The sequence below is a fragment of the Blastococcus sp. SYSU D00820 genome, assembly GCF_054050695.1.
This window is the reverse complement of the sequence record NZ_JBJGZW010000002.1, coordinates 56299-79412: the sequence shown is the minus strand read 5'-3', so window position 1 is coordinate 79412 and position 23114 is coordinate 56299. Positions and strand designations below refer to the sequence as shown.

Sequence of the window (23114 nt, the reverse complement as noted above, 5' to 3'; positions counted from 1 at the left end):
GTCAGCGAGTGGCGTAGTCCCGGAACCCGCGGCCGGTCTTGCGGCCGAGGTACCCGGCGGTGACCAGGTGCTCGAGCAGCGGCGCCGGCGCGAAGCCGGGCTCGCGGAACTCGGTGTACAGCTCCCGCTCGATGGCCAGGGACACGTCGAGGCCGACGACGTCCAGCAGCTCGAAGGGCCCCATCGGGTAGCCGCAGCCGACCTTCATGGCCGCGTCGATGTCGTCGGCGGTCGCGTAGTGCGCCTCGAGCATCTTCACCGCGTCGTTCAGGTAGGGGAACAGCAGCGCGTTGACGATGAACCCGGCCCGGTCGGTGCACGACACCGCGTGCTTGCCGAGGCGCTCGCTGACGGCGTGCGCGGTGGCCGCGACGTCGGGCGCGGTGGAGATGGTGGAGACGACCTCGACCAGCTTCATCACCTGCGCGGGGTTGAAGAAGTGCATGCCCACGACGTCGGCCGGGCGGCCGCTGGCCTTGGCGCACTCGATGACCGGCAGGCTCGACGTCGTGGTGGCCAGCACCGCGCCGGGCTTGCAGATCTCGCCCAGATTGGCGAACAGCGCCTCCTTGACCGGCAGCGACTCCACGACGGCCTCGATGACCAGGTCGCGGTCGGCGAGGTCGTCGAGCGACGTCGTCCCGCTGACGCGGGCCAGCGTCTCGTCGCGGGCGGCCTCCTCCAGCCGGCCGCGCTGCACCTGCTTCTCCAGCGACTTGGCCAGCGCCTTCTGCACCGCCTCGACCTTCTCCGGGCTGCGCGCGACGAAGCGGACGTCGTAGCCGGCCTTGGCCACGACCTCGATGATCCCGGTGGCCATGGTGCCCGAGCCGACGACGCCGACCGTGGCCACCGGCCGCGCGCCCTCGCTGGCCCCGCCCGCGGCCGGGGTGAACTGGTCGGGCACGACCTCGGCCTCGCCGACGCCGGCGTAGGTGTAGAAGCCGCGGCCGGACTTCCGGCCCAGCAGCCCCGCGGTCATCATCTGCTTGATGATCGGGCTGGGCGCGTGCAGCCGGTTGCGCGACTGCTTGTACATCGTGTCGAGGATCTCGTAGGCGGTGTCGATGCCGATGAGGTCCATGAGCGCCAGCGGGCCCATCGGCAGGCCGCAGCCCAGCCGCATGGCCGCGTCGATGTCCTCGCGGCTGGCGTAGCGGTTCTCGAACATGGAGACCGCGTGGTTGAGGTAGCCGAACAGCAGCGCGTTGGCGATGAAGCCCGCGCGGTCGCCGATGGTGACGTCGACCTTGCCCAGGCGGGTGGCCAACGCCTCGACGTCCTCGACCACCTCGGGGGCGGTGACGACGGTGCGCACGACCTCGACGAGCTTCATGACCGGCGCCGGGTTGAAGAAGTGCATGCCGATGACGCGGCTGGGCCGGCCGGTGACCACCGAGAGCTCGGTGACCGACAGGCTCGAGGTGTTGGTCGCCAGGATGGTGTCCGGCGGGCAGATCTTGTCGAGCTGGGCGAAGACGTCGGCCTTGAGCTCCATCCGCTCCGGGATGGCCTCGATGACCAGCTCGGCGGCGGAGAGCTCCTGCAGGGTGGTGCCGTAGCGGATCCGCCCGAGGATCTCGTCGCGCTCGGCGGCGTCGAGCTTGCCGCGGCTCACCGCGCGCTCGGTGGACTGCTCGACGTGCGCCCGCCCGCGGGCGACCGCCTCCTCGTCCAGGTCCACCGCGGTCACCGACAGCCCCGCTCGGGCGAGCACCTCGGCGATGCCGGCACCCATGGTGCCCAGCCCCACGACGCCGACCTCGGTCAGTTCTCTGGCCACGCTGCCATCTCCTCCCGTCGTTGATCGCGAGGAGTCTCCCACCGACGCACCGGGCGCGCGCGGCCGGGGCTACCGGTGAGTAACCAGCCGGCCCGAGCCCCGGACGTCGGTCGGGGTGCAGCCGAACCGGGCCCGGAACAGCCGCGTGAAGTGCGCCTGGGACGCGAAGCCCCAGCGGAAGGCGACGTCGGCGACGCGCAGCCCGGCGGAGGCCGGGTCGGCGAGCTCGGCGGCGGCGCGGTCGAGCCGGCGGCCCTGCACGTACTGCGCGACCGTCGTCCCCTCGGTGGCGAAGGCGCGGTTGAGGTGCCGCGCGGTGACGCCGACGGCCCGGGCGACGGCCTCGGTGCACAGGCCGGGGTCCTGCAGGTGCTCGTCGACGTAGGCCTGCGCCGCCAGCAACCGGGTCGCGCTGACCGGCGAGCCGGTGCCGGTGGTCATCGTGCGGAGCAGGTCCAGCAGCTGGTCCTCGGCCGGGACCCGCGGGACGACGGGGTCGCCGACGAGGTCCAGCAGCGCACCGCGCAGCGCCCGCGCGGTCACGCTGCCCACGCCGGCGCCGTCCCCGGCGATCCGCAGCGGCCGCTCGAGGTCGGCGCCGACCCGCTCGGCGAACACCTCCCGGGGCACGTCGAGCAGCAGCTGGCGCATCGAGGTGCCGAAGCCGAACAGATAGGGCCGGTCGGTCTCGTAGACCACCACGTCGCCGGCGCCGAGGGTCAGGCAGCCGCCCGGGTGGTAGAAGAACGCCTGCCCCTCGAGCAGCATCGTGACGAAGGTGGCGTCCTTGGGCCGGGCGCGGACCAGTGCCGGGGCCCGCTCGATCACGTGCGCGTTGCCCTCGATGTCGGCCAGCCGCAGGCCGCCCAGGTCGAGGTTGCGCTGCCGGGCGATCAGCCCGTCGGGCTCGTAGGTGCTGCAGGTCAGCCCGACCAGCGCCTCGGCGTTGTACTCCTCCCAGAACGCCAGCCGCTCGGCGGCGTCCAGCTCGGCGGTCGAGACCGACGACAGCAGCGCGGCAGCGGGCACGGCGGGACCTCCGGAAGGGGACGAACGGGCGGATCGGCGACGGCCCGGTCGGCACCCGAGGGTACCGGCCGGGCCGCTCCGTGTCGGCCGCGTCACACGGTCAGGTAGCCCCCGTCGACGGGGAGCACCACACCGGTCACGTAGGCGGCCGCGGGCGAGGCCAGGAAGACGACGGCCTCCGCGACGTCGGCGGGGGCGCCCCACCGGCCGAAGGGCATCCGGGCGAGCACGGCCGGGCCGGCGACGGGGTCGGCCTGCAGCCCCTGGGACAGCGGGGTGTCGATCCAGCCGGGCGCGACCGCGTTGACCCGCACCCCGTCGGCCGCGTACTCGGCGGCCAGCGAGCGGGTCAGCTGGGCGATGCCGCCCTTGCTGGCGCTGTAGGCCGGCCGGTCGGCGGCGCCGAAGAAGCTGTACATCGACGCGGTGGTCACCACGCTGCCGCCGGAGGCGGCGAGCAGCGGCCGGGCCGCCTCGGCGGCGCGCATGGTCGCGGTCAGGTTGACCGCGAGCACCCCGGCGAAGGTGTCGAGGTCGTACTCGGCGCGGTCGCGGCTGAGCCCCGCGCAGCACACGAGGACGTCGAGCCGGTCCAGCCCCGCGACCAGCTCCGGCAGCGCCGTGGGGTCGGTGACGTCGACCTCGGCGACCGTGACCCGCTCGGCGACCGGCGCGTTCGGCCCGTCCGCGGCCAGGCCGACGGCGTGCACGGTCGCGCCCAGCTCGGCGAACCGCAGCGCGGTGCCCGCGCCGATCCCCGAGGTGCCGCCGGTGACCAGCACCGTACGGTCGGCGAAGAGGTCGGGCAGCCAGCTCACGAGGCACCTCCGGGAGTGCAGCGGACGAGGGTCTTGACGCCGGCGGCGCCGCCGCCGGCCATCGCCAGCAGCGCGTCCGGCGCCTCGGCGAGCGGCACGACGTCGCTGACCAGGGCGGCCAGGTCCAGCCGGCCGCCGGCCAGGAGCTCGATGAGCTCGTCGTGGCAGTCGCGGTAGCCGACGCTGGCGGTGATCGTCAGCTCGGCGTTGACCACGTCGAACGCGGGGAGCACGAGCCGGTCGGTGAGGCCGAGCAGCACCAGCTCCCCGCCGGTGCGCAGCGCCGCCAGCGCGGTGTCGAACGCCGGCTGGGCGCCCACCACCTCGAAGGCGACGTGCACGCCGTCGCCGCCGGTGCGGGCGGCCACGGCCGCGGCGACGTCGTCCCCGGGTGCGAGGGCGAGGTCGACGCCGAACCGGCCGGCGAGGTCGCGGCGGGCCGGCGTGGGGTCCACGCCGACCACGAGCGCGGCGCCGGCCTCGCGCAGCAGCGCGCAGACCAGCAGGCCGACCGGGCCGAGCCCGACCACCAGCGCGGTCTGCCCCGCGGCGAACGACGACCGGCGCACGCCGTGCAGCGCCACCGCCGCCGGCTCCAGGACCGCGGCCGCGGCGAGGTCGGTGCCCTCGGGCAGCGGCCGCACCATGTACGACGGGACGACGGCGTACTCGGCCATCCCGCCGTCGCCCATCAGCCCGGCGAAGCCGAAGCCGACGCAGACCTCGTAGCGGCCCTCGCGGCAGGCGGTGCACTCCCCGCAGCGGTAGTTGGGCTCGACGGCCACGCCGGTGCCCGGGGGCGGGCCCTCGACGCCGTCCCCCAGCGCGACGACGGTGCCGGAGAACTCGTGGCCGAGGGTCACCGGGGCGACCGCGCCGGACAGCGGGTGCGGCCGGTCGACCGGGACGGCGTGCGGGCCGTCGGCGATCTCGTGCAGGTCGCTGCCGCAGACGCCGCAGTAGGCGACCGCCAGCAGCACCTCGCCGGGGCCGGGGGCGGGCACCTCGACGGTCTCCAGCCGCAGGTCCCGCGGGCCGTGCCAGCGCACCGCCTGCGCGCGACGGGGTGCGGGGGCACCGGCCGCAGCCGGTGCCCCCGTCCCGCGCGGGGTCGCGACGGTCACGCCGCCGCCCGGCGCGCCGCGATCCGCGACGGCGCCGTCTCGACCAGGCCGAAGCCCAGGAGCAGCACGACCAGTGCCGCGCCCGACGAGATCAGCATGGTGGTGTCCAGGCCGAAGCTGTCCGACAGCCGGCCGGCGACCGAGGGGGCGATGAACCCGCCGACGACCTCGCCGACGCCCATGATGAGCCCCAGCGCGGTGGCCATGACGCCCTTGGGCACCGTCTCGGCCGGGATGGTCGCCATGAACAGCGTGAAGCAGCCCATGCCGGTGTAGGTGAGCACCAGCGCGGCGAACAGCAGCCCGGGCGAGTCGATCGTCATGATCGCGACCGGCGCGAGGACGGCCAGGGCCGTGGCGCCGATCAGCGCGGGCTTGCGGCCGAACCGGTCGGACAGGCCCGGCACCATCGCGCCCCACAGCACCCACGCCACGCCGATGCCGGTGAGCACGAACCCGGCGTCCCCGGGGCTGAAGCCCTTGACCTCGGAGAGGTACAGCGGCGTGAACGTCTGCGTGGTCACGAACCAGGTGAGGTAGAAGATCGCGATCAGCAGGCAGACGACCACGTTGCGGTAGCGCAGGACCGCGCCGAGCCCGCGCACCGCGTGCGCCCCGGTCTCGACCTCGCCGTCCATGGCCACCGTGGCGGGGTGCCGCAGCCGCAGGTCGCGCACCAGCCACAGCACCAGGCCGGCCATGAGCAGGCCGGGCAGCACGGTGGCGTAGAACGCCGTCCGCCAGCCGTAGGACTCGGCGAGCCAGACCGTGACGACCGGGCCCACGATGCCGCCCAGCAGGCCGGCCGAGGAGCCCTGCAGCAGGCCCATGTTCAGCCCGCGCCGCTTGGGCGTGGACGAGTGCGCCATGAGCGTCTGGGACAGCGGCAGCACCGCGCCCTCCGCGCCGCCCATCAGCGCGCGGAACAGCAGCAGGCTGGCCAGCCCGCCCACGAAGCCGGAGAGCGCCGAGAACAGCGTGAAGGTGAGGATCGCGGCGATCAGCAGCGGCTTGCGCCGGTCGATGCGGTCGGACAGCAGCCCGACGCACAGGCCGGCCACGGCCCAGGTGAGGGCCGGGATGCCGCCCAGCAGGCCGATCTCGGCGTTGCTGAGGTCGAGCTCGTCCTTGAAGTACGGCGTCAGGTAGTTCAGCGCCAGCCGGTCGAAGAAGACGAACCCGAAGGTGCTGAACAGGACGGCGAGCAGGACGTTCTCGTACCGGCCGCCCCGCGGCGGCGGGGTGTAGTCCCCCGCCGCCGGGGAGCCGGCCTGGGAGGGCGCGGTGGTGGTCATCGTCGACTCCTGGACTGCGCCCGGCTCAGCGGATGAGGGTCTCGACGAAGTCGGCACCGATGCCGACCCGGTCGTAGTGCTCGCGGCAGAGGGCCAGGTAGTCGTGCACGTCGAAGTAGCCCTCGCCGTTGCCGTCCTCGTCCAGCCACACCAGGGGGCCCTTGACGACGAAGAAGGCGCGCATCGGCTCGTCGGACTCGTAGGCGACGAGCGTGTGGCCCTCACCGGGGGTCTCGAAGACGAACGAGCCCTTGGTGGCGGTCCAGGGCTGCTCGAGGTAGCCCCACTTGCCGCTGATCGTGTACGCGAAGACCTCGTGCGGGTGGTAGTGCCGGTTCACCAGGCCGGCCGACTTGGCCCAGAGGACGTCGGCCCAGCGGTTGTCGCGGGGGGAGATCCACAGCGGCCGGGAGCCGACGGTGGGGCTGAGCGGCACGTAGTAGCGCTCGTCCTCGACCGGGGCGTACTGGTGGAAGACCTCGGGCTGGGCGTCGGGCTTGAGCGCGTTGACGATCGGCTTCAGGTCGCGCCAGAACTCGTTGCCGGGGGCCTCGGGCATGGGTGTGTCTCCTCCGGGGTGGGTGCTGCGTCACATCCGAGTGACGCCGGAGGAGAGTCAAGGCGACGGCGGGCGCGGGGTCTTTCCCGTGCCGGACATGTCCTTTGCCGGTTCCGGACACGCGAGCGGAGTGGCAGGGACGCGTTTTCCGCGCCCCGGCACTCCGCTGGGATCAGAAGAGGCGCTGGGAGGGGTCGTCGGTGCCCTTGAGGACGGCGTAGTCCACGGTCAGGCAGTCGATGCCGCGGTCGGTGGCCAGCACGCGGGCCTGGGGCTTGATCTCCTGCGCCGCGAAGACGCCGCGCACCGGCGCCAGCAGCGGATCACGGTTGAGCAGCTCGAGGTAGCGGGTGAGCTGCTCGACGCCGTCGATCTCCCCGCGCCGCTTGACCTCGACGGCGACCGTCGTCCCGTCGGCGTCGCGGCAGAGCAGGTCGACCGGGCCGATCGCCGTCGGGTACTCGCGGCGCACCAGCGACCAGCCGGCGCCGAAGGTCTCCACGTGCAGCGCCAGCAGCCGCTGCAGCTCGGCCTCGACGCCGTCCTTCTGCAGGCCGGGGTCGACGCCGAGCTCGTGGCTGGAGTCGTGCTCCACCGACTCGATCGTGATGACGAGCTGCTCGCCGGCCTTGTTGGTGACCGTCCAGGTGCCGGCGCGGCCGTCCGGGGTGTCGACGAGCTCGTCGCGCAGCGAGCACGGCGGGCTCATCCAGTTCAGCGGCTTGTAGGCGCGGTCGTCGGCGTGCACCGACACCGAGCCGTCGGCCTTCACCAGCAGCAGCCGGGAGGCCATCGGGAGGTGGGCGGTGAGCCGACCGATGTAGTCGACGGAGCAGCGGGCGATGACCAGGCGCACGGGAGCCGACGCTACCCGGCTGGGACCTGCGTGCCTGGTGGGACGCCGGGAACCCGCCCCCGCCGCGGGTCGTCCTCTGCGCATGACGAGGTCTCGGGTCCTGGGTGCCGTCGTGGCGCTGGCCGCACTGCTCGTGCTCTCCGCGTGCGCGGAGAAGGCCGGCGCCGGCTCGCCCGCACCCTCGTCACCGGGGCCGGACCTCGCCGACGGCCTGGTGCTCCAGGTCGGCTACACCGGTGGCTTCGTCACCCCCGAAATCACCGCGACCCGGCTGCCGCTGGTCAGCATCTACTCCGACGGCCGGGTGGTGACCGAGGGCCCCGTCATCGCGATCTACCCGGGCCCCGCGCTGCCCAACGTGCTGGTGCAGCGGATCGACGAGTCCGCCGTCCGCGCGCTGGTGGACCGGGCGCTGGCCGCGGGCGTGGCCGAGACCGCCGACCTGGGCACCCCGCCCCTGGCCGACGCCCCGAACACCCGCTTCACCCTCCGGACGGCGGACCAGACCTACGTGCGCGAGGTCTACGCCCTCTCCGACGGCTCCGACGAGGGCCTGACCGAGGAGCAGGTCGCCGGACGGCAGGCCCTCCTCGGCCTGCTCGACGCGCTGACCGGCGCCGGCGGCGACGCGCCCGCCGAGCCGTACGCACCCGGGTCGGTCGCCGTGGTCACCCGGCCCTGGGCCGACACCGACGTCGACCCGGAGCTCCCGCAGCCCGACGTCGCCTGGCCCGGCCCGGCGCTGCCCGGCGAGCCGCTCTCCCCGCAGCTCGGCCTGGGCTGCGTCACCGCCACCGGCCCCGAGGCCACCGCGGTGCTGCAGGCCGCCGCGGCGGCCAACGCCCGCACCCCGTGGGTCGCGGCCGACGGCTCCCGCTGGGCGCTCACCTTCCGGCCGCTGCTGCCGCACGAGACCGGCTGCGCCGATCTCTCCGGCTGAAGTTGCGCGGACGTACCGCCGCGACGACGGACGGGCCCGGCCCCTGTCCGGGGGCCGGGCCCGTCCGTCAGCGGGTCAGACCGCGGCAGCTTCCGGACGGCGCAGGTCGGCGTCCACACCGCCGCCCTGCTCGACGCGGGCGAGCGGGTCGACCGTGGACGTGGACCGGTAGCGCTCGACGTCGAGGATGCCCTCGCGCTTGGCCACGATGGTCGGCACCAGCGCCTGCCCGGCCACGTTCACCGCGGTGCGGCCCATGTCGAGGATCGGGTCGATCGCGAGGAGCAGGCCGACACCGGCCAGCGGCAGGCCGAGGGTCGACAGCGTGAGGGTCAGCATGACCACCGCTCCGGTGACGCCGGCCGTGGCGGCCGAGCCGACCACCGAGACGAGCGCGATGAGCAGGTAGTCGGTGATCGACAGGTCCACGCCGAAGAACTGGGCCACGAAGATCGCCGCGAGCGCCGGGTAGATCGCCGCGCAGCCGTCCATCTTCGTCGTCGCGCCCAGCGGGACGGCGAAGGACGCGTAGGCCCGCGGGACGCCGAGGTTCTGCTCGGTCACCCGCTCGGTCACCGGCAGGGTGCCGACCGAGGACCGGGACACGAACGCCAGCTGGATGGCCGGCCAGGCACCGGCGAAGTACCGCACCGGGGACAGGCCGTGCAGGCGCAGGAGCACCGGGTAGACGACGAAGAGCACCAGCGCCAGGCCCGCGTAGACGGCGCCGGCGAACACCCCGAGCGAGCCGAGGGACTCCCAGCCGTAGGTGGCCACGGCGTTGCCGATCAGCCCGACGGTGCCCAGGGGCGCGAGCAGGATGACCCACCACAGCACCTTCTGGACCAGCGCCAGCGCGGAGCGGACGAAGCCGAGGAAGGGCTCGGCCGCCTCGCCGACCTTGAGCGCGGCGATGCCGATGGCCACCGAGATCACGATCAGCTGCAGCACGTTGAACGACAGGCCGACCGAGCCGTCGGCACCCGCCGACGCCTGCAGGCCGAAGACGTTGCTCGGCACGATGCCGTTGAGGAAGTCCCACCAGGAGCCGGTCGTCCCGACGTCCTGGGGTGCCGCGTCCACGGAGCTGTTGCGGCCGGGCTCGGTGAGCAGCCCCAGGCCGATGCCGATACCGACGGCGATCAAGGCGGTGATGGCGAACCAGAGCAGGGTCTGGCCGGCCAGCCGGGCGGCGTTGGAGACCTGCTTGAGGTTGGCGATGCTGACGATCACCGCGGTGACGATCAGGGCCGGGACCAGCGTCTTCAGCAGCGTCACGAAGGTGCCGCCGATGGTCTGGAGGGTGCTGGTCAGCCAGTTGGGCGAGCCGTCGGAGACGGGGCCCATCTCGCGAGCGACCAGGCCGAGGGCGACGCCCACGACCAGAGCGAGGAGTACCTGTGCCGCGAAGGGGACGCGGCGGAGACGAGCGAGCACGGGGGAGCCTTCCGGGGAGCGAGGGGGACGACGAGCGCGGCCGGCGTCAACAGCCGGCGGTCGTCACCCGGCCGAGGTCCAGGGCACGCCGCTGCGTGAGCCCCCACAGGTTCTGCACGGCATGCTCAATGCCGTCCGGCGGGCGGTCATGCCGGGATGTGCGGCGTCTCACCCGCCGGCCGGCCTCGTCGTTCAGTCGGTCCACACCGGCGGGCGCTTCTCCAGGAAGGCGCTCATGCTCTCCCGCGCGCTGGGCAGCTGGCTGGTCTCGGCCATGACCTCGATGGCCACCGCGTAGGCGTCCCGCTCCGGCCGGTCGAGCTGGGCGTACATCGTCTGCTTGCCCCGCGCCTTGCTCGCCCGGCTCCCGCGCGTGGCGCGGGCGAGCAGGTCGTCGACGGCGGCGTCGAGCTCGGCGTCGGGCACGACCCGGTTGACCAGGCCCCAGTCCAGGGCGGTGCGGGCGTCGATGACGTCGCCGGTGAGCGCCAGCTCCATGGCCCGCTTGCGGCCGACGTTGCGGGCGATCGCCACCATCGGCGTGTGGCAGAACCAGCCGGCCTTGCCACCGGGGGCGGCGAAGCCGGCGGACTCCGCGGCCACCGCGAGGTCGCAGGAGGCGACCAGCTGGCAGCCCGCGGCGGTGGCCAGGGCGTGCACGCGGGCGATGACCACCTGCGGCACCGACTGGATGGTCTCCATCAGCTCGGTGCACAGCGCCAGCAGGCTGCGCACCTCGCCGACCGGCTTGCCGGCGACGTCGGCGAAGTCGTGCCCGGCGCTGAACACCGGCCCGTCGGCGCCCAGGACGACGCCGCTGGCGTCGGACTCCCCCGCCTCGGTCACCGCGGCCAGCAGCTGGGTCAGGTGCTCGCGGGACAGCGCGTTGCGCCGCTGCGGGCGCGCCATCGTGATGCGGACGACGTCGCCGTCGCGCTGGACCCGGGGTGCGCCGTCAGCCATGGGCCGACGCTACCCGCGAGGGCGTTTCCCGGCCCCGTTCCGAGGCTCGCCCCGAGCTAGCGAGGGGTGAGGAGGACGGGGTCCTCCTGCTTCTCGTCCAGCTCGTGGGTCTCGCGGATGACGTCGACGACCTGGCCCATGATGTCGGTGAGGCCGAAGTCCTTGGGCGTGAACACCCGGGCGACGCCCTGCTCGCGCAGCCGCCGGGCGTCGCTGTCGGGGATGATCCCGCCGACGACGACCGGGACGTCGTCCAGCCCGGCCTCCCGCAGGCCGCGCAGCACCGCCGGCACCACCTGCAGGTGCGAGCCCGACAGCACCGACAGGCCCACCACGTGCACGTCCTCCTCGACCGCGGCCGAGACGATCTGCGCGGGGGTCAGCCGGATGCCCTGGTAGACGACCTCGAAGCCGGCGTCGCGGGCCCGGACGGCGATCTGCTCGGCACCGTTGGAGTGCCCGTCCAGCCCCGGCTTGCCGACCAGGAAGCGCAGCCGCCCGCCCAGCTCCTCGCCGGTGGCCCGCACCCGCTCGCGCACCTCCGCGAGCGTGTCGTCGGCCTCGCCGCCGCCGGTGGCCGCGGCCACGCCCGTGGGCGCCCGGTACTCGCCGAACACCTCGCGCAGGACGCCGGCCCACTCCCCCGTCGTCACGCCGGCCCGCGCGCACTCCAGCGTCGCGTCCATGAGGTTCTCGTCGGTCGCCGCGACGCGGCGCAGCCGCTCCAGCGCCCGCTGCACCGGCTCGGGGTCGCGCTCGGCCCGCCAGCGGCGGACCGCCTCCTGCGCGGCGTTCTCCACGGCGGGGTCGACGACCATGATCGCGGTGTCGAGGTCGGCGGTGAGGGGGTTGGGCTCGGTGGAGTCGAACCGGTTGACCCCGACGACGACGTCCTCGCCGCTCTCCATCTTCCGGCGCCGCTCGGCCAGCGAGGCGACGAGCTGGCCCTTCATGTAGCCGGACTCGACGGCGGCGACCGCGCCACCCATCTCCTCGACCCGCCGCATCTCCTCGCGGGCGCCCTCGACCAGCTCGGCGACCTTCCGCTCGACGACCACCGAGCCGGTGAACAGGTCCTCGTACTCCAGCAGGTCGGTCTCGTAGGCCAGCACCTGCTGCAGGCGCAGCGACCACTGCTGGTCCCACGGCCGGGGCAGGCCCAGCGCCTCGTTCCACGCCGGCAGCTGCACCGCGCGGGCGCGGGCGTCGCGGGACAGGGTCACCGCGAGCATCTCCAGCACGATCCGCTGCACGTTGTTCTCCGGCTGGGCCTCGGTGAGGCCCAGGGAGTTGACCTGGACGCCGTAGCGGAACCGCCGGTGCTTGGGGTCCTGGACGCCGTAGCGCTCCTGCGTCAGCTCGTCCCAAAGCTGGGTGAACGCGCGCATCTTGCACATCTCCTCGACGAAGCGGACGCCCGCGTTGACGAAGAAGGAGATGCGCGCGACGACCTCGCCGAACTGCTCCTGGGGCACCTGCCCGGAGTCGCGCACCGAGTCGAGGACGGCGATCGCGGTGGACAGCGCGTAGGCGATCTCCTGCACCGGCGTCGCCCCGGCCTCCTGCAGGTGGTAGCTGCAGATGTTGGTCGGGTTCCACTTCGGCATCGCCGTCACCGTGTAGGCGACCATGTCGGTGATCAGCCGCATCGAGGGCCCGGGCGGGAACACGTAGGTGCCCCGCGACAGGTACTCCTTGATGATGTCGTTCTGCGTGGTGCCGGCCAGCTTCGCGACGTCGTGGCCGTGCTCCTCGGCGACGGCCTGGTAGAGCGCCAGCAGCCACATCGCCGTCGCGTTGATGGTCATCGACGTGTTCATCTCGTCGAGCGGGATGCCGTCGAAGAGCGCCCGCATGTCCCCGATGTGCGTGACGGGGACGCCGACCTTGCCGACCTCACCGGCCGCCAGCTCGTCGTCGGGGTCGTACCCGGTCTGCGTGGGCAGGTCGAAGGCGACCGACAGGCCGGTCTGGCCCTTCGCCAGGTTGCGCCGGTACAGGGCGTTGGACTCGGCCGGCGACGAGTGGCCGGCGTAGGTGCGCATGACCCAGGGACGGTCGCGCTCCTTCGGCGATGAAGGGAACGGCATGCTCGGAACATAGCGCTGTTACTCGCCAGTAGCATCCCCGCCCCGGGAGCCGCTCCGGTGGCACACTCGGCAGGGCGACAGACGGGAGGGGCGCCGTGCCGGTGGATGCGGGCGGGCTGCACTACGCCGTGGGTCCGGTGGTCGTGTTCGTCGTCCTGGCCGGGCTGGCGCTGTTCATGCGCTGGGCGTTCGGGTCGACCACCGCCCGCCGGCGCCCTCCCCCGCCGTCCGACGACGGCCTGCTGACCCGGGTGGCCACGCTGTCGCGGCGGGAGTCGGCACTGGCGCTGCGCGCGGTGCTCTCCGACGCCGGCATCCGTTCGACGATCCGGGTCAGCGGGCCGCACCGCGCCGAGGTGCTGGTGTTCCCCGAGGACGCCGCCCGGGCGCGGGAGCTGGCCTCGACCTTCCCGTCGCCCGGCTGAGGAGCTAGGGCTGAGGAGCTAGAGCCGAGGAGCTAGGGCTGAGGAGCTAGGGCTGAGGAGCTAGGGCGTCGGGCGCTGGATGCGCTCGATCCGCGCGCCCAGCCCGCGCAGCTGCTCGACGAAGTCGGGGTAGCCGCGGTCGACGTGGTGCACGTCCTGCACCTCGGTGATCCCGTCGGACACCAGCCCGGCCAGCACCAGGCCGGCGCCGGCGCGGATGTCGGTGGCCAGCACCGGGGCGCTCGAGAGCCGCTCGCGGCCGCGCACCACGGCGTGGTGGCCGTCGATGCGCACCGAGGCGCCCAGACGGACGAGCTCGTTGACGAACATGAACCGGCCCTCGAACACGTTCTCGGTGATCAGCGCCGTGCCCGTGGACACCGCGGCCAGCGCGACGGCCATCGGCTGCAGGTCGGTCGGGAAGCCGGGGAAGGGCAGGGTGACGACGTCCACCCCGCGCGGCCGCTCGGCCATGGCCACGCGCACACCCTCGGGCGAGGCCTCGACGGTGGCCCCGGCGTCGGTCAGCTTGTCGAGGGCGACGGTGAGGTGGTCGGCGACCGCCCGCTCGATGAACACGTCGCCGCGGGTCATGACCGCTCCGATCGCCCACGTGCCGGCGACGATCCGGTCGGAGACGGTCGTGTAGGTGACCGGCGACAGCCCCTCGACGCCCTCGACGGTGAGCGTGGAGGTGCCGGCGCCGTCGATCCGCGCGCCCATCTGGTTGAGCATCGCGCAGAGGTCGGCGATCTCCGGTTCGCGGGCGGCGTTGTCGATGACCGTGGTGCCCTCGGCGAGGACGGCGGCCATGAGCAGGTTCTCGGTGGCGCCGACCGAGGGGAAGTCCAGCCAGATCGTCGTCCCGACCAGCCGGGGGGCGGTGGCGACGAGGAAGCCGTGCTCGCTCTCGATGCGCGCGCCCAGCCGCTCCAGGCCGGCGATGTGCATGTCCAGGCCCCGCGAGCCGATGGCGTCGCCCCCGGGCAGCGCGACCTTGGCGCTGCCGCAGCGGGCCACCAGCGGGCCCAGCACGCTGATCGAGGCACGCATCCGGCGAACCAGGTCGTAGTCGGTCTCCGTGCCCGGGGTCTCCGGGACGTCGATGGTGACCCGCCCGCCCCCGCCTCCATCGGGCCGCCGCTCGTAGGCGACCGCGCAGCCCAGCCGGCGCAGCACCTCGCTCATGATGGAGACGTCGAGGATGTCGGGGACCTCGTCGATGGTGGTGCGCCCGGAGGCCAGCAGCGCGGCGGCCATGAGCTTGAGGGCGCTGTTCTTGGCGCCGGTGACGCGGACGCGGCCGGTGAGGGCAGTGCCGCCGTGCACCTCGAAGCAGTCCACGCGATCACCCTACGGCGGGGCGCCGGCCGGGCGCCGTGGAGTGGGTCGTGCCGCCGTCTCCTAACCTCGGTCGCATGACCGTCCGGCTGACCCGCATCTACACGCGCACCGGTGACGCCGGGCAGACCCACCTGGGCGACATGAGCCGGGTCGCCAAGACCGACCCCCGGCTGGTCGCCTACGCCGACGTCGACGAGACCAACAGCGTCCTGGGTGTCGCGCTGGCGCTCGGCGCGCCGCCGGAGCCGGTCGCGGCCGTGCTCCGCCGGGTGCAGAACGACCTCTTCGACGTCGGCGCGGACCTCTCGACCCCGATCACCCCCGACCCCGCGCACCCGCCGCTGCGGGTGACCGCCGCCTACACCGAGCGGCTCGAGGCGGCCTGCGACGAGTACAACGCCGAGCTCGCGCCGCTGACCAGTTTCATCCTCCCCGGCGGCACGCCGCTGGCGGCGCTGCTGCACCAGGCGCGCGTGGTGGCACGGCGGGCCGAGCGCAGCGTGTGGGCCCTGCTGGCCGCCGACGGCGAGCGGACCAACCCGGAGACCGCCCGCTACCTCAACCGGCTCTCGGACCTGCTGTTCATCCTGGCCCGCACCGCGAACCCGGGCGGCGACGTGCTGTGGCAGCCGGGCGGGCCGGCCGCCGACGCCTGACCGGTCACCGCACGGGCGGGGCCGACTCCACCCAGGAGAGGAAGCCGGTCACGGTCGCGGCGTCCATGGCCAGCTCCCGCCGTCCCTCCGCCGTCCGGCAGGTCAGGACGACGAGGTCCGGCGCGAGCGAGACGTCGTCCCGGCCGGCGGTGCGGCGGCCCTCGATCTCCAGATCGGCTCGGCACAGCCGGTGCTGCGGGCGCACCGACAGCGACAGCGCGCGGTACCAGAGCAGCGCGTCACCGCCGTACCAGGCCACGCCGACCGACCAGCGCGACGAGCGGGAGGTGCGCAGCCACATCGTGACCGCGCCGAGCCCGGACAGCAGGAACCGGCGGCGGAGCAGGAAGACGACGACCAGCACGAGCAGCACGACCCCCACGAGGGTCAGCACGGCGGTGGTCAACGCGCGCGTCCGGCTCCGCCGTCGTCAGCCGACGGGGCTCAGGCGTCCTGACCGGCGGCGCGCAGCCGCGACTGGGCGCGGCGGGCGGCGGCGAGGGCCTCGGGGTCGTCGCCGGCCGCGTCGGCCCGGCGCAGGGCCTCGCGGGCCCGCTCGACGTCGATTTCGGAGGAGATCTCCGCGGTCTCGGCGAGGATGGAGACGCCCTGCTGGGTCACCGACAGGAAGCCGCCGTGCGCGGCGACGACGAGGTCCTCGCCGGCGGTGGTGCGGATGGTGACCACCCCGCCGTCGGCCAGCTGCCCCAGGAGCGGCGCGTGCCCGGGCAGGACGCCGAGCTCGCCCTCGGTGGTCCGCGCGATCACCATGCTGGCCTCGCCGGACCAGATGGTCCGCTCGACGGCCACCAACTCGACCTGCAGGGTCGCCACGACACTCCTCGGGGTCCACCCCTGCACGTGAGGGGCGCGGTGCGGTGCGGATCACCGCCCCGGGATCGGGAGCGGCGACGGGTCGCAGCCCACTCTAACGGCGCGACCTGCCGTGGCCCACGGCGCCCACCTGGTCGGGGGACGCGGCGCTCGCGCGCCCGGTCAGCCGGCCCGGCGGTAGAGCAGCGTCCACCGGCCGACGCGCACCCACGGGTGGCGGACGGTGGAGGCCGGCGCCCACTCGTCGGTGGTGAACGGCGAGCGACCCGGGTGGCCGACGGGGCCCGACGGCGGCCAGCTCCAGTCGGCACCCGACGGGCACGCCGCCCCGGCCGGTCGCGTGAGCATCGTGCTGCCGCCGTCCACCGTGTCCTCCTCCGCCGCTCCCCCGGGCCCTCCGGGATGCGCACCCCGAAGGTCGGCAGGACGGCGGTCGAGCTTGAGGACCGCGGCTCAGCCGATGCGCTGCCAGGTGCCGCAGCCGTCGGAGGAGAACGCGACGTCGCCGGCGCGGACGGTCACGGTGGCGTCCGCGGCGCCGAAGCCGTTGGTGATGAGCTCGTCGAACTCGCCCGACAGCCCCGACAGCCGCTCCCAGTAGCAGTCGCCGCCGTCGCTGGCCCGGTAGGTGCCGGGGGCGATCTCGCTGCCGACGAGGAACAGCCCGGTGCCGGGCACGCTGCCGTCGGCCGCCTGCTGCTCGAGCACGATGACGGCGTCCTCCCGGGCGGCCACGGCGGCCTCGCGGGCCGCCAGGTCGGCGGCCTGCTGGGTCAGCGCGGCCTCGGCCGCCGCGTTCTCCGCCGCCACCGCCGCCTCGGCCTCGGTCCGGGCCTCGGCGACGTCCTCGGCGGCCTGGGCCCGGGTGTCCTCGACCTCGGCCTGCAGGCCGGCCACCTGCTCCTCCAGGCCCGTGACCTGGCTGCTCAGCTCGTCGACCCGGGCCTGGTCGTCCGCGGCGCGCACGCCCCCGACGACACCCCCGGCGACCCCGACGGCCAGTGCCCCGACCGCGACCGCGGCGAGCAGCCGGCCGGACCGGCGCGTCCCGGGAGGCGGCGCCTGCCACGTGACCACCGCGGGCGCCGGTCCGGTGGGGGGCAGGCCGGGACTGACCACGGTCCACTCGCCGCCGTCGGATCCGGGGGCGGGCTGCGCCCCTGCGTCCTCGGGTCGCCCCGCTCCTGCCCTGCCGTCCACCGCTGCCCCCGTGTCCCCGGCGCCGCGGCCGGACCGGGCGATCATCCGGTACCGGCCGGTCCGGGTCCAGGAACCACGACGGCCGGGCCCCTCCGAGGAGGGACCCGGCCGGGTGACGGGCTCCTACTTCTTCAGCTTGTCCGCGTTGCGCTCGAGGTCCTCGAGGCCACCGCACATGAAGAACGCCTGCTCCGGCACGTGGTCGTACTGGCCCTCGGTGAGCGCCTTGAAGGCCTCGAGGGTCTCCGACAGCGGCACGAAGGAGCCGGGCTGACCGGTGAAGGCCTCGGCCACGAACATGTTCTGCGAGAGGAAGCGCTCGATGCGCCGGGCCCGGTTGACCGTGACCTTGTCCTCCTCGCCGAGCTCGTCGATGCCGAGGATGGCGATGATGTCCTGCAGCTCCTGGTAGCGCTGCAGGATCTGCTTCACCCGCTGGGCGATGGTGTAGTGCTCCTGCCCGACGTACTGCGGGTCGAGGATCCGGCTGGTGGAGTCCAGCGGGTCCACGGCCGGGTAGATGCCCTTCTCCGAGATCGGCCGGCTGAGCACGGTCGTCGCGTCGAGGTGGGCGAAGGTGGTGTGCGGCGCCGGGTCGGTGATGTCGTCCGCGGGCACGTAGATCGCCTGCAGCGAGGTGATCGAGTGGCCGCGGGTCGAGGTGATCCGCTCCTGCAGCTCGCCCATCTCGTCGGCGAGGGTCGGCTGGTAGCCCACGGCGGAGGGCATGCGGCCCAGCAGCGTGGAGACCTCCGAGCCGGCCTGCGTGAACCGGAAGATGTTGTCGATGAAGAGCAGCACGTCCTGGTTCTGCTCGTCGCGGAAGTACTCCGCCATCGTCAGCGCGGAGAGCGCGACCCGCAGCCGGGTGCCCGGCGGCTCGTCCATCTGGCCGAAGACCAGCGCGGTCGAGTTGATGACGCCGGACTCGGTCATCTCGGTGATGAGGTCGTTGCCCTCGCGGGTGCGCTCGCCGACGCCGGCGAACACCGACACGCCACCGAACTCCTGGGCGACGCGGCGGATCATCTCCTGGATCAGCACGGTCTTGCCGACGCCGGCACCACCGAACAGACCGATCTTCCCGCCGGCCACGTAGGGGGTCAGCAGGTCGATGACCTTGATGCCGGTCTCGAGCAGCTCGGTGCGGCCCTCGAGCTGGTCGAACCGCGGCGCGTGCCGGTGGATCGACCAGTGCGGGGCGTCGGTGCCGTAGCCGGGCTCGTCCAGGCACTCGCCGAGCGCGTTGAACACGTGCCCGGTGACGGCGTCGCCGACCGGCACCGTGATCGGCGAACCGGTGTCGGTGACGGCCGCACCGCGGACCAGCCCGTCGGTCGGGGCCATGGAGATGGTGCGGACCACGTTGTCACCCAGGTGCTGGGCGACCTCCAGGGTCAGCGTCTTGCCCAGGTCGGCGAGGGTGACCTCCACCTTCAGGGCGTTGAAGAGGTCCGGCATCGCGTCGCGGGGGAACTCGACGTCGACGACCGGGCCGGTGACCCGCACGACGCGGCCGGTGCCCTGCGTCGACGCGGTGGTCGGACGGTCCTCGGTGACGGTCATCTGTACTGCTCTCCTGCCCTGGGGCTCGGTGGTGTCGCGTCTTCGAGTGTCCCCGCTGCTGCGGGGACGGATGTCAGTCGTCGGCGCCGGCCGACACGAGCGCGTCGGCGCCGCCGACGATCTCGCTGATCTCCTGGGTGATCTCCGCCTGGCGGGCCTGGTTGGCCTGCCGGGAGAGGTTCTTCGCCAGCTCCTCGGCGTTGTCCGAGGCCGACTTCATCGCCCGCCGCCGCGAGGCCGACTCGGAGGCCGCGGCCTCGAGCATCGCCGCGTAGATGCGGGTGGTGACGTACTTCGGCAGCAGCGCGTCGAGCAGCGACTCGGCCGAGGGCTCGAACTCGTAGGACGTGGGGACGCCGCTGTCTCCGGCGACCCCGGCCTCACGGTCCTCCCGCTCGTAGTCGAACTCCTCGACCTCCTCGACCTCCAGCGGGGCCATCCGCTTGGCGACGGGGACCTGCGAGAGCAGCGAGCGGAACTCGGTGTAGACGATGTGCAGCTCGTCGACGCCGAGGATGCCGTCGGCACCGGCGCCGCCGGCCTCGTCGTCATCCTGACCGGCGGAGAAGGCGTCGATCAGCACCTGCCCCACGCGCTGGGCGTCGGGGTAGGAGGGCTGCTCGGAGAAGCCGGTGAAGGTCTCCACCATGTCCCGGTCGCGGAAGGAGTAGTAGGTCTCCCCCTTGCGACCGACGACGTAGAGCAGCGGCTCCTTGCCCTCCTGCCGGAGCAGGCTGAGCAGTTCCTCGGTGCGCCGCAGCACGTTGACGTTGTACGAGCCGGCGAACCCGCGGTCGGAGGTGATCACCAGGACCGCCGCCCGACGCGGGTTCTGCCGCTCGGTCAGCAGCGGATGGTCGAGGGACGCCGAGGAGGCCAGCGCCGAGAGCACCCGGGTGATCTCCCGGGCGTAGGGCTTGGAGGCCTCCACCCGCGCCTGGGCACGGACGATGCGGGCACCGGCGATCAGCTCCTGCGCCGAGAAGATCTTCTTCGTCGACTGCGTGGAGCGGATGCGGCGCCGCAGCGCGCGGAGGGAACCGGCCATCTCAGGCGCTCCGCTTGACCTGGACGCGCTCCTGGCCGCGCTCGGACGCGTCCATCGCCTCGGCCTCGGGCTCGTTGCCGGCGATGGTGCCGCCGTCGGAGAGCTGGAACTGGCCGTAGAAGGCCTCGACGGCCTTCTCCAGGCTGGAGACGGCGTCGTCCCCCAGGGCCTTGGTCTGCCGGATCTCGTCGTAGATGCCGTTGTCGCCGCGGCCGATGAACTCGAGGAACTCGGCCTCGAAGCGGCGGACGTCGGACACCGGGACGCGGTCGAGCTTGCCGGTGGTGCCCAGCCACAGCGAGACGACCTCGCGCTCGACCGGGTAGGGCTGGTACTGGCCCTGCTTGAGCAGCTCCACCAGCCGCTGGCCGCGGTCCAGGGTCGCCCGCGAGGAGGCGTCCAGGTCCGAGGAGAACGAGGCGAAGGCCTCGAGCTCGCGGTACTGGGCGAGGTCCAGCCGGAGCCGGCCGGCGACGGACTTCATCGCCTTGATCTGCGCCGAACCGCCCACGCGGGACACCGAGATGCCGACGTTGATGGCCGGGCGGACGCCGGAGTTGAACAGACCGGTCTCGAGGAAGATCTGCCCGTCGGTGATCGAGATGACGTTGGTCGGGATGTAGGCCGACACGTCGTTGCCCTTGGTCTCGATCAGCGGCAGGCCGGTCATCGACCCGGCGCCCATCTCGTCGGAGAGCTTGGCGCAGCGCTCCAGCAGGCGGGAGTGCAAGTAGAAGACGTCGCCCGGGTAGGCCTCGCGGCCCGGCGGACGGCGCAGCAGCAGCGAGACCGCGCGGTAGGCCTCGGCCTGCTTGGACAGGTCGTCGAAGACGATGAGGACGTGCTTGCCCTCGTACATCCAGTGCTGGCCGATGGCCGAGCCGGTGTAGGGGGCGATGTACTTGAACCCGGCGGCCTCGGACGCGGGAGCGGCGACGATCGTCGTGTACTCCATCGCGCCGGCCTCCTCGAGCGCCGTCCGGATGGCGGCGATCGTGGAGCCCTTCTGGCCGACCGCGACGTAGATGCAGCGGACCTGCTGCGCCGGGTCGCCGGTCGCCCAGGCCTCCTTCTGGTTGATGATCGTGTCGGTGACGATCGCCGTCTTGCCCGTCTGGCGGTCACCGATGACCAGCTGGCGCTGGCCGCGGCCGATCGGGGTCATGGCGTCGATGGCCTTGATCCCGGTCTGCAGCGGCTCGTGCACCGACTTGCGCTGGACCACGGTGGGCGCCTGCAGCTCGAGCGCGCGGGTGCCGGTGGTGGCGATCGGGCCGGCGCCGTCGATCGGGTTGCCCAGCGGGTCGACGACGCGGCCGAGGTAGCCGTCGCCGACGGGCACCGAGAGCACCTCGCCGGTCCGGCGGACCTGCTGGCCCTCCTCGATGCCGGCGAAGTCGCCGAGGACGACGACACCGACCTCGCGGACGTCGAGGTTGAGGGCCAGGCCGCGCACGCCGCTCTCGAACTCGAGCAGCTCGTTGGTCATGACCGACGGCAGGCCCTCGACACGGGCGATGCCGTCACCGGCCTCGGTGACGATGCCGACCTCTTCCCGGGACACGTCCGGGGAGTACTCGGTGACGTAGTTCTGGATGGCACTGCGGATCTCGTCCGCGGAGATCGTCAGCTCGGCCATGGCGGTCGTCCTCTTCCCTGCTGGGTGGTCTTCGGGTGCGGTGGTCTGTGGGTCAGCCGACGAGCCGACGTCCGGCGGCCTCGAGCCGGTGCAGCACGCTGCCGTCGATGACCTCGTCGCCGACGCGGATGACCAGGCCACCGAGCACGCTCGGGTCCACGGTCACCTGCAGGCCGACGGTCCGGCCGTAGAGCCGGCCGAGCACGGCCACCAGGCGCAGCTCCTGCGCGGCGGTGAGCGGCACGGCGGAGGTCACGTAGGCCACCGACCGTCCGCGGCGGGCCGAGGCGGCCTCCGACAGCCGCTCGATGGCGTTCTCGGCGTTGCCGAGGTGCCCGGCGGTCAGGTGGTTGCGCAGCAGCTGCTGGGTCACCGGGCTGACCCGGCCGGCCAGCAGCCGGTCCAGCAGCGCGCCCTTCCCCTCGGCCGGCGCGGAGCGGTCGGCGAGGATCCGCGACAGCTCGGCGTCCCCGGCGACGATCCGGCCGAAGCGGAAGAGCTCGTCCTCCACGCCGTCCAGCTCACCGCGGGCGTCCGCGGCGTCCAGCGCCGCGTCGGTCGCCAGGGTCTCGGTCGCCTCGACGAGGTCCAGCGGGCGCGACCAGCGCTGCTGGGCCACCGTCTCGACCAGGTCGACGGCGGCGTCGGAGACCTTGCCGCCGAACAGCCGGCGGGCCAGGCCCGCGCGGTCGGCCGGCTTGCCGGCCGGGTCCGACAGCGCCCGGCGCAGCGCCACCTGCTGGTCGAGGACGCGGGCGACGGCGAACAGCTCGTCGGCGAGGCCGGTGAGCCCCTCCGGGCCGACCCGCGGCAGGCCCGTGAGCCGGTCGCGCGCCTTCTCGACCAGCCCGGACGCGGGCCGGGTCAGCTCGACGAGGCGCTCGCGCGACTGCGCGAGCGCCGCACGGCTGGAGGCGTCCATCAGCGGTTGCCCTCGGGGGCGTAGACCGGCCGCCCGTCCGACGCGCCGCTGGCGGCCATGCCGTCGAGCTGGTCGAGGAACCGGTCGACGGTGCCGCGGCGACGGGCCTCGTCCTCCAGCGACTCGCCGACCACGCGACCGGCCAGGTCGACGGCGAGCACGCCGATCTGCCCGCGCAGCTCGTTGACGACCTGCTGACGGGAGGCCGCCAGCTGCTCCTCACCGCGGGCGATGATCCGTGCCGACTCCTGCTGGGCCTGGGCGCGCAGCTCCTCGAGGATCTGCTGGCCCTCCGCCCGTGCCTGGTCGCGGATCTGGGCGGCCTCGGTCCGGGCCTCGGCCAGCTGGGCGCGGTACTGCTCCAGCGCGGCCTTGGCCTCGGCCTGCATGGCCTCGGCCCGCTCGATGCCGCCCTCGATCGCCTCCCGGCGTGCCCGGAAGACCTGCTCGAACCGGGGCGCGATGAACCGGAAGAACACGACCATGACGATCGCGAAGGCGATCAGCCCGATGATGATCTCACCGAGCGGCGGCAGCAGCGGGTTGTGTCCCTCCGCAGCGAGGATGCTCATGCTCTCAGTGTCCC

Annotated in this window: 23 protein-coding genes; 3 read left to right on the top strand and 20 right to left on the bottom strand. The window is 73.6% G+C overall.

The window, feature by feature from the left end; translation table 11 throughout:
• Position 1: 1 nt before the first annotated feature.
• The 7 genes from ACI79R_RS04390 to nucS form a co-directional block, all read right to left on the bottom strand.
• A complete protein-coding gene (locus ACI79R_RS04390) occupies positions 2–1783 on the bottom strand; it encodes a 3-hydroxyacyl-CoA dehydrogenase family protein (protein WP_456572357.1) in 1782 nt (593 codons plus the stop codon).
• Positions 1784–1852: 69 nt separating this feature from the next.
• The gene (locus tag ACI79R_RS04385; RefSeq protein WP_456572356.1) at positions 1853–2812 is read right to left on the bottom strand and encodes a helix-turn-helix domain-containing protein; all 960 of its coding nucleotides are present in this window, start codon (positions 2810–2812) and stop codon (positions 1853–1855) included.
• Between the two features lie 92 nt (positions 2813–2904).
• Positions 2905–3630 carry an SDR family NAD(P)-dependent oxidoreductase gene (locus tag ACI79R_RS04380; RefSeq protein WP_456572355.1) on the bottom strand — a complete coding sequence of 242 codons (726 nt, stop codon included), beginning with the start codon at positions 3628–3630 and terminating at the stop codon, positions 2905–2907.
• Positions 3627–4754 (bottom strand): alcohol dehydrogenase catalytic domain-containing protein, encoded by a 1128-nt coding sequence (locus ACI79R_RS04375; protein WP_456572354.1) that lies wholly within the window; start codon positions 4752–4754, stop codon positions 3627–3629. Before ACI79R_RS04375 ends, ACI79R_RS04380 begins: the two co-directional genes overlap by 4 nt.
• On the bottom strand, positions 4751–6049 hold the full coding sequence (locus ACI79R_RS04370; protein ID WP_456572353.1) for an MFS transporter: 1299 nt from the start codon (positions 6047–6049) through the stop codon (positions 4751–4753). Before ACI79R_RS04370 ends, ACI79R_RS04375 begins: the two co-directional genes overlap by 4 nt.
• A gap of 25 nt (positions 6050–6074) precedes the next feature.
• Positions 6075–6608 carry a 2,4'-dihydroxyacetophenone dioxygenase family protein gene (locus ACI79R_RS04365; RefSeq protein WP_456572352.1) on the bottom strand — a complete coding sequence of 178 codons (534 nt, stop codon included), beginning with the start codon at positions 6606–6608 and terminating at the stop codon, positions 6075–6077.
• 172 nt (positions 6609–6780) lie between these two features.
• Positions 6781–7464 carry an endonuclease NucS gene (gene nucS, locus ACI79R_RS04360; RefSeq protein WP_456572351.1) on the bottom strand — a complete coding sequence of 228 codons (684 nt, stop codon included), beginning with the start codon at positions 7462–7464 and terminating at the stop codon, positions 6781–6783.
• An 82-nt stretch (positions 7465–7546) separates the two neighbouring features.
• Between nucS and ACI79R_RS04355 the strand changes: the two genes are divergently transcribed.
• Positions 7547–8404 carry a hypothetical protein gene (locus ACI79R_RS04355; RefSeq protein ID WP_456572350.1) on the top strand — a complete coding sequence of 286 codons (858 nt, stop codon included), beginning with the start codon at positions 7547–7549 and terminating at the stop codon, positions 8402–8404.
• A 75-nt stretch (positions 8405–8479) separates the two neighbouring features.
• On the opposite strand, the gene ACI79R_RS04350 is transcribed toward ACI79R_RS04355, so the two are convergent.
• The 3 genes from ACI79R_RS04350 to ACI79R_RS04340 all read right to left on the bottom strand — a co-directional run bounded on the left by ACI79R_RS04350 (position 8480) and on the right by ACI79R_RS04340 (position 12894).
• The gene (locus tag ACI79R_RS04350) at positions 8480–9841 is read right to left on the bottom strand and encodes a dicarboxylate/amino acid:cation symporter (RefSeq protein ID WP_456572349.1); all 1362 of its coding nucleotides are present in this window, start codon (positions 9839–9841) and stop codon (positions 8480–8482) included.
• A 192-nt stretch (positions 9842–10033) separates the two neighbouring features.
• Positions 10034–10804, bottom strand: a complete 771-nt coding sequence (locus ACI79R_RS04345) for an enoyl-CoA hydratase-related protein (protein WP_456572348.1) — start codon at positions 10802–10804, stop codon at positions 10034–10036.
• A 56-nt stretch (positions 10805–10860) separates the two neighbouring features.
• Complete coding sequence (locus tag ACI79R_RS04340) at positions 10861–12894, bottom strand: protein meaA (protein ID WP_456572347.1); 2034 nt, start codon at positions 12892–12894, stop codon at positions 10861–10863.
• A gap of 95 nt (positions 12895–12989) precedes the next feature.
• Between ACI79R_RS04340 and ACI79R_RS04335 the strand changes: the two genes are divergently transcribed.
• Positions 12990–13319: a hypothetical protein gene (locus ACI79R_RS04335; RefSeq protein ID WP_456572346.1), complete on the top strand. Its 330-nt coding sequence runs from the start codon at positions 12990–12992 to the stop codon at positions 13317–13319.
• A gap of 60 nt (positions 13320–13379) precedes the next feature.
• Here ACI79R_RS04335 and murA read toward each other — a convergent pair whose 3' ends face one another.
• Positions 13380–14663, bottom strand: a complete 1284-nt coding sequence (gene murA, locus ACI79R_RS04330; protein WP_456572345.1) for a UDP-N-acetylglucosamine 1-carboxyvinyltransferase — start codon at positions 14661–14663, stop codon at positions 13380–13382.
• A gap of 74 nt (positions 14664–14737) precedes the next feature.
• On the opposite strand from murA, the gene ACI79R_RS04325 reads away from it, so the two are divergent.
• Entirely contained in the window at positions 14738–15319 is a 582-nt protein-coding gene (locus ACI79R_RS04325) for a cob(I)yrinic acid a,c-diamide adenosyltransferase (protein WP_456572344.1), read from the top strand.
• Positions 15320–15323: 4 nt separating this feature from the next.
• On the opposite strand, the gene ACI79R_RS04320 is transcribed toward ACI79R_RS04325, so the two are convergent.
• The 9 genes from ACI79R_RS04320 to ACI79R_RS04280 all read right to left on the bottom strand — a co-directional run bounded on the left by ACI79R_RS04320 (position 15324) and on the right by ACI79R_RS04280 (position 23100).
• The gene (locus ACI79R_RS04320) at positions 15324–15725 is read right to left on the bottom strand and encodes a DUF2550 domain-containing protein (protein ID WP_456572343.1); all 402 of its coding nucleotides are present in this window, start codon (positions 15723–15725) and stop codon (positions 15324–15326) included.
• A 38-nt stretch (positions 15726–15763) separates the two neighbouring features.
• On the bottom strand, positions 15764–16153 hold the full coding sequence (locus ACI79R_RS04315; RefSeq protein WP_456572342.1) for a F0F1 ATP synthase subunit epsilon: 390 nt from the start codon (positions 16151–16153) through the stop codon (positions 15764–15766).
• Positions 16154–16315: 162 nt separating this feature from the next.
• A complete protein-coding gene (locus ACI79R_RS04310; RefSeq protein WP_456572341.1) occupies positions 16316–16519 on the bottom strand; it encodes a hypothetical protein in 204 nt (67 codons plus the stop codon).
• 87 nt (positions 16520–16606) lie between these two features.
• On the bottom strand, positions 16607–17272 hold the full coding sequence (locus tag ACI79R_RS04305; protein WP_456572340.1) for a hypothetical protein: 666 nt from the start codon (positions 17270–17272) through the stop codon (positions 16607–16609).
• A gap of 204 nt (positions 17273–17476) precedes the next feature.
• Entirely contained in the window at positions 17477–18919 is a 1443-nt protein-coding gene (gene atpD / locus ACI79R_RS04300) for a F0F1 ATP synthase subunit beta (protein WP_456572339.1), read from the bottom strand.
• Between the two features lie 73 nt (positions 18920–18992).
• Complete coding sequence (locus ACI79R_RS04295; RefSeq protein WP_456572338.1) at positions 18993–19967, bottom strand: F0F1 ATP synthase subunit gamma; 975 nt, start codon at positions 19965–19967, stop codon at positions 18993–18995.
• A gap of 1 nt (position 19968) precedes the next feature.
• A complete protein-coding gene (atpA, locus tag ACI79R_RS04290) occupies positions 19969–21606 on the bottom strand; it encodes a F0F1 ATP synthase subunit alpha (RefSeq protein ID WP_456572337.1) in 1638 nt (545 codons plus the stop codon).
• Between the two features lie 52 nt (positions 21607–21658).
• Entirely contained in the window at positions 21659–22528 is an 870-nt protein-coding gene (locus ACI79R_RS04285) for a F0F1 ATP synthase subunit delta (protein WP_456572336.1), read from the bottom strand.
• Positions 22528–23100, bottom strand: a complete 573-nt coding sequence (locus tag ACI79R_RS04280) for a F0F1 ATP synthase subunit B (RefSeq protein WP_456572335.1) — start codon at positions 23098–23100, stop codon at positions 22528–22530. Before ACI79R_RS04280 ends, ACI79R_RS04285 begins: the two co-directional genes overlap by 1 nt.
• Positions 23101–23114 lie beyond the last annotated feature (14 nt).

What these genes read in the sequence shown, in the direction of transcription:
- atpA (WP_456572337.1), bottom strand. Translation starts at nt 21,606, where the DNA reads ATGGCCGAGCTGACGATCTCCGCGGACGAGATCCGCAGTGCCATCCAG.
- ACI79R_RS04280 (WP_456572335.1), bottom strand. Translation starts at nt 23,100, where the DNA reads ATGAGCATCCTCGCTGCGGAGGGACACAACCCGCTGCTGCCGCCGCTC.
- ACI79R_RS04295 (WP_456572338.1), bottom strand. Translation starts at nt 19,967, where the DNA reads ATGGCCGGTTCCCTCCGCGCGCTGCGGCGCCGCATCCGCTCCACGCAG.
- ACI79R_RS04340 (WP_456572347.1), bottom strand. Translation starts at nt 12,894, where the DNA reads ATGCCGTTCCCTTCATCGCCGAAGGAGCGCGACCGTCCCTGGGTCATG.
- ACI79R_RS04365 (WP_456572352.1), bottom strand. Translation starts at nt 6,608, where the DNA reads ATGCCCGAGGCCCCCGGCAACGAGTTCTGGCGCGACCTGAAGCCGATC.
- ACI79R_RS04355 (WP_456572350.1), top strand. Translation starts at nt 7,547, where the DNA reads ATGACGAGGTCTCGGGTCCTGGGTGCCGTCGTGGCGCTGGCCGCACTG.
- atpD (WP_456572339.1), bottom strand. Translation starts at nt 18,919, where the DNA reads ATGACCGTCACCGAGGACCGTCCGACCACCGCGTCGACGCAGGGCACC.
- ACI79R_RS04345 (WP_456572348.1), bottom strand. Translation starts at nt 10,804, where the DNA reads ATGGCTGACGGCGCACCCCGGGTCCAGCGCGACGGCGACGTCGTCCGC.
- ACI79R_RS04370 (WP_456572353.1), bottom strand. Translation starts at nt 6,049, where the DNA reads ATGACCACCACCGCGCCCTCCCAGGCCGGCTCCCCGGCGGCGGGGGAC.
- ACI79R_RS04285 (WP_456572336.1), bottom strand. Translation starts at nt 22,528, where the DNA reads ATGGACGCCTCCAGCCGTGCGGCGCTCGCGCAGTCGCGCGAGCGCCTC.
- ACI79R_RS04325 (WP_456572344.1), top strand. Translation starts at nt 14,738, where the DNA reads ATGACCGTCCGGCTGACCCGCATCTACACGCGCACCGGTGACGCCGGG.